The organism is Leifsonia sp. NCR5 (genome assembly GCF_002105485.1).
Classification (GTDB): Bacteria; Actinomycetota; Actinomycetes; order Actinomycetales; family Microbacteriaceae; genus Leifsonia.
Map to the genome: position 1 here is coordinate 248,230 of NZ_NCSR01000003.1, position 9,401 is coordinate 257,630.

Annotated in this window: 13 protein-coding genes; 5 read left to right on the forward strand and 8 right to left on the reverse strand. The window is 69.2% G+C overall.

The window, feature by feature from the left end; all coding sequences use genetic code 11:
• The first annotated feature begins 1 nt into the window (after position 1).
• Complete coding sequence (locus tag B7438_RS04665) at positions 2 to 997, forward strand: LacI family DNA-binding transcriptional regulator (RefSeq protein WP_085368375.1); 996 nt, start codon at positions 2 to 4, stop codon at positions 995 to 997.
• Positions 998 to 1,092: 95 nt separating this feature from the next.
• Here B7438_RS04665 and B7438_RS04670 read toward each other — a convergent pair whose 3' ends face one another.
• The gene (locus B7438_RS04670) at positions 1,093 to 1,326 is read right to left on the reverse strand and encodes a hypothetical protein (RefSeq protein ID WP_085368376.1); all 234 of its coding nucleotides are present in this window, start codon (positions 1,324 to 1,326) and stop codon (positions 1,093 to 1,095) included.
• Between the two features lie 555 nt (positions 1,327 to 1,881).
• On the opposite strand from B7438_RS04670, the gene B7438_RS04675 reads away from it, so the two are divergent.
• Entirely contained in the window at positions 1,882 to 2,091 is a 210-nt protein-coding gene (locus tag B7438_RS04675) for a cold-shock protein (protein WP_085368377.1), read from the forward strand.
• Between the two features lie 51 nt (positions 2,092 to 2,142).
• Here B7438_RS04675 and B7438_RS04680 read toward each other — a convergent pair whose 3' ends face one another.
• Both B7438_RS04680 and B7438_RS04685 read right to left on the reverse strand, forming a co-directional pair.
• A complete protein-coding gene (locus tag B7438_RS04680) occupies positions 2,143 to 3,348 on the reverse strand; it encodes a GDSL-type esterase/lipase family protein (RefSeq protein ID WP_256921867.1) in 1,206 nt (401 codons plus the stop codon).
• Between the two features lie 112 nt (positions 3,349 to 3,460).
• Positions 3,461 to 4,390: an aldo/keto reductase family oxidoreductase gene (locus B7438_RS04685; protein WP_085368378.1), complete on the reverse strand. Its 930-nt coding sequence runs from the start codon at positions 4,388 to 4,390 to the stop codon at positions 3,461 to 3,463.
• A 129-nt stretch (positions 4,391 to 4,519) separates the two neighbouring features.
• Between B7438_RS04685 and B7438_RS04690 the strand changes: the two genes are divergently transcribed.
• Positions 4,520 to 4,831: a TetR family transcriptional regulator gene (locus tag B7438_RS04690; protein ID WP_085368379.1), complete on the forward strand. Its 312-nt coding sequence runs from the start codon at positions 4,520 to 4,522 to the stop codon at positions 4,829 to 4,831.
• Between the two features lie 10 nt (positions 4,832 to 4,841).
• Here B7438_RS04690 and B7438_RS04695 read toward each other — a convergent pair whose 3' ends face one another.
• Both B7438_RS04695 and B7438_RS04700 read right to left on the reverse strand, forming a co-directional pair.
• The gene (locus B7438_RS04695; RefSeq protein ID WP_085368380.1) at positions 4,842 to 5,465 is read right to left on the reverse strand and encodes an alpha/beta hydrolase; all 624 of its coding nucleotides are present in this window, start codon (positions 5,463 to 5,465) and stop codon (positions 4,842 to 4,844) included.
• 48 nt (positions 5,466 to 5,513) lie between these two features.
• Entirely contained in the window at positions 5,514 to 6,164 is a 651-nt protein-coding gene (locus tag B7438_RS04700; RefSeq protein WP_256921868.1) for a TOPRIM nucleotidyl transferase/hydrolase domain-containing protein, read from the reverse strand.
• Between the two features lie 84 nt (positions 6,165 to 6,248).
• On the opposite strand from B7438_RS04700, the gene B7438_RS04705 reads away from it, so the two are divergent.
• Positions 6,249 to 6,533 carry a YtxH domain-containing protein gene (locus B7438_RS04705; protein WP_085368381.1) on the forward strand — a complete coding sequence of 95 codons (285 nt, stop codon included), beginning with the start codon at positions 6,249 to 6,251 and terminating at the stop codon, positions 6,531 to 6,533.
• Between the two features lie 58 nt (positions 6,534 to 6,591).
• Here B7438_RS04705 and B7438_RS04710 read toward each other — a convergent pair whose 3' ends face one another.
• Together B7438_RS04710 and B7438_RS04715 are read right to left on the reverse strand one after the other, a co-directional pair.
• Complete coding sequence (locus tag B7438_RS04710) at positions 6,592 to 7,128, reverse strand: hypothetical protein (protein ID WP_085368382.1); 537 nt, start codon at positions 7,126 to 7,128, stop codon at positions 6,592 to 6,594.
• 45 nt (positions 7,129 to 7,173) lie between these two features.
• Entirely contained in the window at positions 7,174 to 7,506 is a 333-nt protein-coding gene (locus B7438_RS04715) for a YciI family protein (protein WP_085368383.1), read from the reverse strand.
• 97 nt (positions 7,507 to 7,603) lie between these two features.
• On the opposite strand from B7438_RS04715, the gene B7438_RS04720 reads away from it, so the two are divergent.
• A complete protein-coding gene (locus B7438_RS04720) occupies positions 7,604 to 8,116 on the forward strand; it encodes a tetratricopeptide repeat protein (RefSeq protein ID WP_085368384.1) in 513 nt (170 codons plus the stop codon).
• 27 nt (positions 8,117 to 8,143) lie between these two features.
• Here the strand turns inward: B7438_RS04720 and B7438_RS04725 are convergent, their stop codons facing one another.
• Positions 8,144 to 9,064, reverse strand: coding sequence for an AEC family transporter (locus tag B7438_RS04725; protein ID WP_085368385.1), 921 nt, complete (start codon positions 9,062 to 9,064; stop codon positions 8,144 to 8,146).
• Positions 9,065 to 9,401: the final 337 nt, after the last annotated feature.

Consider the following 9,401-nt stretch of genomic DNA (forward strand, 5'->3'; position numbering starts at 1 on the left):
TGTGACGACATACAAGGACATCCAGCGGGCCACAGGGCTCTCGCTCGCCACGATCTCCAAGTACTACAACGGGCGAAACGTTCTGGAAGCCAATCGCGAAGCGATCGAGACGGCGGCCCGCGAACTCGACTTCCGGCCGAACCAGTTCGCTCGCACGCTGCGTTCGCGGCGGTCGCGCACGGTCGGGGTGCTGCTGCCGGCGCTAGACAACGACTTCCACCTGACGATCATCGCCGGGGTGGAGGAAGCTCTCCGCCCACGTGGGATCAGCGTCATCGTGGCAGCCAGCCCGGATCCGAGCGAAGATCCCGTCAACCTGCTGATGGACCGCATGGTGGACGGAATCGTCGCGGTCACCCCGCCTCACGACGTGCCCGCCCTGCGCGCCGCGGCTGCGCGCGTTCCGGTCGTGATGGTCGACTGGTTCATCGACGACGTGCACGCCGACGGAGTCTTCATCGACAATGCAGCGGCTGGAGCACTCGGGGCCCGGCATCTCCTCGATCACGGTCACCGCCGGATCGGATTCGTCGGCGGCGAGCCGATCATCTCCTCCATGCGCCTGCGCACCGAAGGGTTCGAGCGCGCGCTGGCTTCCGACGGGGTGCAGGTTGACCCCTCACTGGAACGTCTCGTACCGCTCACAGTCGAAGCGGGCTATCGCGCCGCTCAGGAGTTGCTCGCCCTGCGGCCGCGCCCCACCGGGCTTTTCACTGCGAACTACGAGCTCACCCTGGGCGCCGTGACCGCTGTGAACGACTCGGGGTTACGCATCGGCCGGGACATCTCGGTGGTCGGATTCGACAGCCGGGAGCTCGCACAGGCCCTCGTGCCGAAACTGACGGTCATCGTGCAACCGACCCGCAAGATCGCCAAGCACGCCGCCCGCCTGATCGCCGACCACATCGAGTCGCCGGACGAGCGCCCCGAACCGAGGATCGAGTACCTCGAAGCACACCTCATCCCCGGTGCCTCGGTGGCGCGCCTCGATGAATGACGCGGCGGCAACACAGCAACTGCTCATCCAGTCCGTTTCTCGGCGGCTCGCTCGACCGCGTACGGCAGGCTCTCACCACGGGGCGCTAGCCGGCCCTACCGCTGCCGCCGAATCCTCGCGGCCACGATGAATCGCGCAATCGCGAGGGCGACGATCACCGGGAAGGCGATCGCGCCTGTGACGATCCGCTGGTGCGTGTCGCCGAACACGGCGGCAAGAGCCGCGATCATCGCCGCGGCGGTCAGGAGCCAGTAGATCCACGCGAACGCACCCGTCCTGACCGCGTTGCGGAACGGGTCCCCCGACCGCTTCGATTCGTCGATGGCCATCGAATTCACCGTCCTCTAGGCGTAGCAGCGAACGTACACGTTGTGGAAGTTGTTCGGAATCGGGTAGCTCGCCCAGCGGGTTCCGAAGCACTGGCCGGTGTTCCGCGCGATGTTCGCCTGCGCCCACCCGCCTATCACCGCAGCAGTACACAGCACGACAGCCGGTCCGGTAACACCGCACTTCAATCCGTGCCGTCTACAGTAACTCGATACGCTAAATTCATTACGTTAAATGCTAGAATCCTTTTCCCCTCATGCCGCTCTCGGCGGCTCGCTCGGCCGCGTACGGCAGGCTCTCACCAAGGGGCGCTAAGCTCTCAGGCAGCGTCCGGCGTTCTTCTGGCCGTTTCTTCGCAGCGATCCGCTGCCGAACGGACATTCACCGCACACTTCAGCCCACCAGCGCTCGCCCGGCATCGCCGCCGCCGACCGCATCCAGGGCAGCTCAGCTCGCGCGCACCGTCGACACGGTTCGCGCATCCACCGTCCGCGTCACTGGCGCGGTCGACGGGTCGCATCGCGTGGCCCGCAACACGAATAAAAGGGAATGACGATATGGCCACCGGCACCGTCAAATGGTTCAACTCCGAAAAGGGATTCGGGTTCATCGCGCCCGATGACGGCACGAAGGATGTCTTCGCGCACCACAGCGCGATCGTCGGCGGCAACGCCGGACACCGCAACCTCGAAGAGAACCAGAAGGTCGAGTTCGACACCGCGAACGGCCCCAAGGGCCCGCAGGCGGAGAACATCCGCGCCCTCTAGGGTTTCGCACTTCGGGCGGGGGCGGGACGGCTCAGCCGTCCTTCCCGCCGCCTACTGCTCGCCCGGCTCCCAGCGCCACAGCTCGCGCTGGGCGAGCAGTGCAAGCTCGCGGAGCACGTCGAGATCCGTCTCCGACTCCGCAGGGTCCCTCGCCGTCCGGCCGAAGACGCAGATCGCGCCGATGCGCGTCCCGTCCGGCGCCTCCACCGGATATCCGGCGTAGAAGCGCAGGTGCGCGGGCCCGGTCACCATGTCGTTCTCCGCGAACCGCGGGTCCTCTTCCGCGTTCGGGATGACCATGCCGTCGTCGGTCGCGATCGTGTACACGCACACCGACTCCTCCAGCGGGAACTCGGTCAGTTGCGTGCCGCTCGACGCCAGATGCCACTGCTTCTCGTCGTCGAGCACCGAGAACAGCGCGATGTCCGACTGCAGGGTGCGGCGGGCGGTGCCGACGATCCCGTCGAGGCGCGCATCCGGGCCCCGTTCGTGGAGCCGCAGCCGCGCGATGGCGTCCACCCTGTCTTCCGCGGGCGCCGGCGGGACGGTGCTGATCACGTCGGCGACGTCCGGGGCGATCACGTCGGCGATCTGCCGCGCCCAGAATAGGTAGTCGGCCGGGGTGCGGTGGCGGGCGCTGTCGTTGTGCGGCGGCGCGGCCAGCGGGACGAAAACGGCCAAGTCGGTGTCGGCGCACACCGCGGCCGCCCGCCTGTTCAGCTCGGTCGCCGACCGCTGCACGATGTCGCCGTACTCGTTGTCGTACGGCCGCACCGAACGGATCGGCTGACTCCCGAGCCACACCACGACACCCTGCGACCGCGACCGGATGTGGTCGAGCGCCGACCGCATCCTGCCCTCCCAGCGCACGGGGTCCGCCCGGTGCAGCGCGTCCGTCATGGTCACGCTGACGACGATCGCCGCATACCGGGACAGGTCGGCGTCTGCGAGCGTCGACCGCAGCGTGCGCACGCCGATGTCCGCGCCGGCGAGCACGTCGACGACGACGCCCCGCCCGGTGGTCGCCGCCATCGCGCGGGCGAGGGCGCCGGGCAGAGCGAGGTCGTGACTGCCCACGCCCCAGCCGGCGGCCGGGCCGGAGCCGACGACGAGCATCCGGATGCTGTCGCGTCCAGAGGCGTACGCCTGCGGCGCGTCCATCGGCCGGATGGTGCGCGACCGTGCGGAGGCGACGCGCCACAACCACAGCCGCGACGCGAGATCGCGCAGCGGCACCGGAAGCGAATCGACCTGCACCCTCCGACGGTAGCCCGCGAATGCATGCGTTGCGAGTGGATGCTCGGCGACACGCTGACCCGCTCATGCGCGCGTGGCGAGTGGATGGGCACCCGCTACGGCAGCCCGTCCGCTACGGCAGGATGTGTCCCGCCGTCGTGAACAGGCGGTACCACTCCTCGCGGGTGAGCGGCACGTCGCTTCCCGCTGCGGAGTCGAGCAGGTGGTGCACGTTCGTGGTGCCGAGCACGACCTGCATGTTCGCGGGGTGCCTGGTGATCCAGGCGACGGCGATGGCGGCGGGCTGCACGTCGTACTTCGCCGCGAGCCCGTCGATCACCTCGTTCAGTTCGGCGTAGTTCTCGCTGTCGCCGAGGAAGACGCCGTCGAAGAAGCCCTTCTGGAACGGGGACCAGGCCTGCAGGGTGATGTCGTTGAGGCGGCTGTAGTCGAGGATGCCGTTGTCGCGGTCGATGGACTGGTCGAGGGCGACCATGTTGGCGGCGATGCCCTGGGCGATCAGCGGGGAGTGGGTGATGCTGAGCTGCACCTGGTTGACCACGATCGGCTGGCGCACAGAACGCTTGAGCAGTTCGATCTGGCCGGGGGTCTGGTTGGAGACGCCGAAGTTGCGGACCTTGCCGGACTCGAACAGCTCGTCGAAGGCGGCGGCGACCTCGTCCGGCTCGACCAGCGTGTCCGGGCGGTGCAGGAGCAGCAGGTCGAGGTAGTCGGTCTTGAGGGCGGAGAGGGACTCGTCGACGGTGGTCAGGATGTGCTCGCGGGAGAAGTCGAAGTAGCCGTCCCTGATGCCCACCTTCGACTGGATCTGCACCTGGTCGCGCTCCGACGCCGGAATGGCCCCCGCGTCCCCGAATCGCGTCTCGCAGCCGTGCCGCACATCGCCGTAGATGTCGGCGTGATCGAACATGGTGATCCCCGCATCCCTGGCCGACCGCACCAGGCTGCGGATCTGCTCGTCGTCGAGCGGGGTGATCCGCATCAGGCCGAGGATGATGTTCGAGGTTTCGACGGTGGTGTTCGGAAGGGTGAAAGTCTTCATGGGCCTATTCTGCTCCCGCCACCGGATGCATGCTCCCGCCACCGGATGCATGAGTACGGTCCGCGCGCAACCCCTATACCCCCGCAGGGAACGGCCTACCGTTCGTGATCCGACGTCGACGGAGGACCCATGACGATTTCCCACGCAGACCAACGCGCGTGCGACCGCTTCCGCGCGGAGACCCACCTCGAGGCGCGCCCGGCAGCCGCGCCCTGCTACATCGTGCACGCTCTCGGCCGCGACTTCCGCGTGAGCGACGAGATGGCGCGCATCTTCCTGCGCCAGGTCGAGCGCGTGCTCGAAACGGACAGCTCGGCACTCGTCGTGTTGCGCCACCAGCACGGCGTCGAGCTGCTGCTCGTGCGCGACGACAACGCGTTCTCGATCCGGCAGGAAAGCACGGTCGAGGCGACGAGGGAGGCGCACGCGCTGACCGCGTGACCTCTCCGGATCACGTGCTCGCCGACTCGGCGAGCCGGGATTCAAGGCGGTCGAGGGCGTCCTTGCCGGTCGCCCAGTCTCCGAGCCCGCTGGCGGAGTTGATGTGCCCGATGCTGCCCGCCACGAGGAGGCCACTCCCCCAGCCGTCCGCCAGCTCCTCGGCCTTCCGGCGGTCGCAGTACGGGTCGTCCGCACTCGCGACGACCATGCTCGCACACGGCAGCCGGTGCTCTCGCAGAGCGACGAAGGTCGGAGCATCCCGAGCAGGGAACGCCTCGCCCGCCGGATCCGGCGGCGCAACGAAGAACGCCCCGACCGGAATCTCGACGCGTGCATGGCGCAGCCACTCGGACACAGCCCAGCAGCCGAGGCTGTGCGCGACCAGCACGATGCCGTCGACCCGCGGCTCGATGGCGCGCACGGCTCGCTCGATCGCTGCGACCCAGTCACCGAGCTCCGGCTGCGACCACGACACCGGCTCGATGCGGACCGCATCGGCACCCCACTGCTGCTGCCACCGCGTCTGCCAGTGCGTTGCGTCGGAGCCCCCGATACCGGGAACGATCACCTGACCGATCACCTGCCACCTCGTCTTCCATGCGCCCCGACCGGCGGAGCTCTCGTAACCCAGCATGATGGCAGCTGACCTCGATGCAGAGCGTGCGTGACGTGTGCGTCCGGATCACTCGCGCGCGAGCAGCGCCTGCAGCGGCCGCGGCACCCGCTCCGCCGGGAGCGCCAGGACGAGGGCGCGCCCGTAGTGCTCCTTGCGCCCGGACGTCGTACCGAGGAACCGGTGCAGCTGCTGTTCCACCGGCCGGAGGCGCTGCGCCGGCTGCTGCTGGAACATCCGGAACAGCCGCAGATCACCCTCGGCGGCCAGCACCTCCTCGACGCCGCGGACGCCGAGGGCGCCGATCAGCTCGCCCTCCAGATCGGGGTGGCAGACGTGGATGTCGGAGGCGCGCATCCCCGCCCAGTGGAAGAACCGCACCTCGCCGGCGTCGCACAGGCCGCGGAGCGCCACGCCCATCCCGGTCGGTCCGAGCATGGCCACAAACCTCCGGATGCTCATCGCACCGCCCATCGGAAGCACGGCCCAGCCCTCGCCCGGCAGGTCCCTGCCGTGCAGTTCGGCGAGCGCCTCGACCGCCGCGCGGTCACTCGCGCCCTCGACCAGGATGGCGGTGTCGATGCCGCCGCCAACGGGAGGGGGCGCGACGGGAGGAGGCGCGACGCCGGCCGCCCACGCCGACACGGCGTGCTCGAACGCACGCACCTCTGCGGTGCGCGAGCCACCCTCGGAGGGCCGGACGCTCGACGGCTCCGTCACGCAGCCATTCTGGCACCGTGCCCCCTTCCCATCGACGGCGGGGCGCGTACGGTGCGTGGAACAACCACCACGGAGAGGACGACGATGAAGGTAATCATTTTCCTGGCAGGCGCGGCCGTTGGCTTCGTGCTCGGGTCCCGGTCAGGGCGCAAGACCTACGACACCATCAAGCGTCAGGTCAGCGGGTTCACGCACTCCGACCCTGTTCAGCAGGTGAAAGGCGACGTCCGCGACCTCGCAGGCAAGGCGGCGTCCGAACTCGGTGACCGCGCGAGCGACCTGGTCGACAAGGCCAGCGGCAAGCTCGACGACATCACCGGCAAGAGCAGCAGCTCCAGCACGGGCAGCACGAGCCCCAGCGGCGCGTAGGCGCCCGGCGCTCAGGCGCGCGGGCGCTCAGGCGCGCGGCGCTCAGGCGCGCGGGCACTCAGGCGCCCTGCGGCGGGTCCGTCAGCAGGCCGACCCGCTCGGCGACGTACCCGTCGAACGCGACGGCATCGGCATCCGGTGTCGTCGCGTTCCAGCGAACCAGGGCGCGTCCGTCGCGTACGAACACGGGGCCGGTGGATGCGCGCAGGCTCGCCGCATCCAGGTCGATGATCGCCGCGTCGTAGTTGACGGTCTCTCCGTCCGGGAAGTGCCCGCGTTGCGCCGCTGCGCGGTACGCGCGCCTGGTCTCGGCGGACTGCGACTGGTAGGCGGGACGGCCGGGCGCGGTCGCGCGGATGATCGCCCCTGTCGCGCGCAGCACGCCCTGCCGGTCGAGCAGCAGCACGCCCAGCCGCCACACCCTGCCCACCGGCCGCAGCACGGGCTCCCGGGTGACGAGCAGCTTCCGGTGCCTCGGCACGAACTCGGCCAGCGCCTCGTCGCGCGCGCCCGCCGCATCCAGTCGTCGCACCGCATCGGCGAGCGTCGACCGGATGAGCGTCACCGCTGCGTCGTCCCCGCTCGTCTGCTCCACGCAACGAGAATACTCAGCCGGCCGAGCGCTCAGCCCACCGAGCGCTCAGCCCAGCGGCCAGAGCTCCCGCACCTCGACACGACCGAACCGCGCCATCGGGTGCCGCGATGCCAGGTCGACGGCGTCGTCCATCGAGTCGCAGTCGATGACGTCGTAGCCCGCCACCCACTCCTTGGTCTCGGCGAACGGGCCGTCCGTCACGTGGAGCCTCCCGCCGCGCACGCGGACGGTCTTCGCCTCCTCGATGGGGCGCAGGCGGTCACCGTCCGCCTCCCTGCCGCGCGCATCCACCTCGGCGATCCAGTCGGCGATGGTGTCCTCGCTCTCGCGGTACGGTTCGCCGTCGAGCGCGGTGGTGATCAGAAACAAGTAGCGCATTCCGTGCCTCCTGAAGGGTGACGTTACGGTACTGCGTCGAACGGGACGGCCGGATTTCGACGTATGGTGGCCTCACCCCGACAGGAACAGGAAGAGCATGGTCGCCCACGTCACCCCGCGCCTCGAACAGCAGCTGCGCGACATCTTCGACAAGCGGGACAGGCAGAACATGCAGCCGACTATCGACGCCTTCCTGGAGGTGCTCGCCGAGAATCCAGGCAACGCGTACGTGCTGTACGACGTCGGCGGCTCGTACGACACCGCCGGCGAGGAGGAGACGGCGCTCGGCTACTACGAGCAGGCGATGGATGCCGGACTCACCGGGGACACGCTCCGCCGCTGCCTGCTGCAGTACGGCAGCACGCTGCGGAACCTGGGCAGGTTCGACGAGTCGCTCGCCGCCCTCGAGCAGGCGCTCGCCCTGTATCCGAAGTCGGAGTCGGTGCGGATGTGGCACGCGCTCTCTCTGCACGCGGCCGGGCGCAGCGACGCGGCGGTGGCCGAGCTGATGGAGCTGGCCGTCGACCACATCCGGACGGAGGACCTGCTGCGCTACGAGGCGGCGATCCGCGGCAACGCAGGGTACCTGCACTCGCTCGACCGCGGCTGACGCGGCGCGGAGCGCGCAGCGGCGCAGCTACGCCAGCAGCGCCGCGATCAGCAGGAGGGCGGGCACCGCGAACAGCGTCGTGAGCAGCACCACATCCCGCGCCACGGTCATCCCGCGCTCGTAGCGGGCGGCGAAGTTGTAGACGTTCTGGGCGGCGGGCAGTGCGGCGAGCGCGACGGCAGCGAACAGCGCGTGCCCGTGCATCCCGAACCCGAGCCAGGCGACCAGGAACGCGATCAGCGGCATGACCGCCGCCTTGATGACGGAGGCGGTGATGATCTCGATCCTGCCGTGGTCGGCGCGCAGCGGGCGTGAGCCGTGCAGCGACATCCCGAACGCCATCAGCACCAGGGGCACTGCGGCCCCGCCGAGCAGCACGAACGGCTGGAACACCGCATCCGGCAACCGGAGGCCGCTGAGGTTGATCAGGATGCCGAGCACCGAGGCGATGATCATCGGGTTGCGGACCGGCTGCGTGAGGATGGAGCGCACGGACACCGACGAGCGCGAGGTGATGTCGAGCACGGTGAGGGCGATCGGCGCGAACACGATCAGCTGCAGCAGCAGCACCGGAGCGACGTATGTCGCACTGCCTAGCACGTAGACGGCCACGGGCAGGCCGATGTTGTTGGCGTTGACGTACCCGGCTCCGAGCGCGCCGATGGTGGTCTCTGCCGCCCCTCGCCGGAAGAAGAGGCGCGAGAGCAGCACGAACAATCCGGCGGCGGAGATCGCGGCGACCCCGGAGATGAGCAGCTGCGCGGAGAACACGACGTGCAGGTCTGCCCTGGCCAGGGTGACGAACAGCAGCGCGGGGTTGGTGACGAAGAACGCGATCCTGTTGAGGACGAACGACGCCTGCGGCCCGCCGATGCCCAGCCGCCCTGCCACGTAGCCGACGGCGATCACGAACGCGATGATCGCGAACCCGATCACCACTCCGCCCATCCCTCCACCATACGGCCGTTGCCGTCCGTTGCCTTTCGGCTGCCACTCACACCCACACCAGTTCTCCGCTTACGCGGAAATCTGCGCGCTCACGATCGCGAACTCCGTCCGGACGGGGATCAGCGCGGCGTGTCGGCCGGCTACTCCTGCGTTGCGTGCGGCGCGCGTTCGACCGGAGTTTTCGGCCGACTCGCCACCGAATTCTCCGCTTGAACGGAGTTCGCGGTCGTGAGCGCGCAGATTTCCGCGTAAGCGGAGAACTGGTGTGGGTGTGAGTGGCAGCCGAAAGGCAACGGACGGCAACGGCCGTATGGTGGAGGGATGGGCGGAGTGGTGA

Coding starts and splice junctions, on each gene's coding strand:
- B7438_RS04670 (WP_085368376.1), bottom strand. CDS start 1,326: ATGGCCATCGACGAATCGAAGCGGTCGGGGGACCCGTTCCGCAACGCG.
- B7438_RS04675 (WP_085368377.1), top strand. CDS start 1,882: ATGGCCACCGGCACCGTCAAATGGTTCAACTCCGAAAAGGGATTCGGG.
- B7438_RS04685 (WP_085368378.1), bottom strand. CDS start 4,390: ATGAAGACTTTCACCCTTCCGAACACCACCGTCGAAACCTCGAACATC.
- B7438_RS04690 (WP_085368379.1), top strand. CDS start 4,520: ATGACGATTTCCCACGCAGACCAACGCGCGTGCGACCGCTTCCGCGCG.
- B7438_RS04695 (WP_085368380.1), bottom strand. CDS start 5,465: ATGCTGGGTTACGAGAGCTCCGCCGGTCGGGGCGCATGGAAGACGAGG.
- B7438_RS04705 (WP_085368381.1), top strand. CDS start 6,249: ATGAAGGTAATCATTTTCCTGGCAGGCGCGGCCGTTGGCTTCGTGCTC.
- B7438_RS04715 (WP_085368383.1), bottom strand. CDS start 7,506: ATGCGCTACTTGTTTCTGATCACCACCGCGCTCGACGGCGAACCGTAC.
- B7438_RS04720 (WP_085368384.1), top strand. CDS start 7,604: ATGGTCGCCCACGTCACCCCGCGCCTCGAACAGCAGCTGCGCGACATC.
- B7438_RS04725 (WP_085368385.1), bottom strand. CDS start 9,064: ATGGGCGGAGTGGTGATCGGGTTCGCGATCATCGCGTTCGTGATCGCC.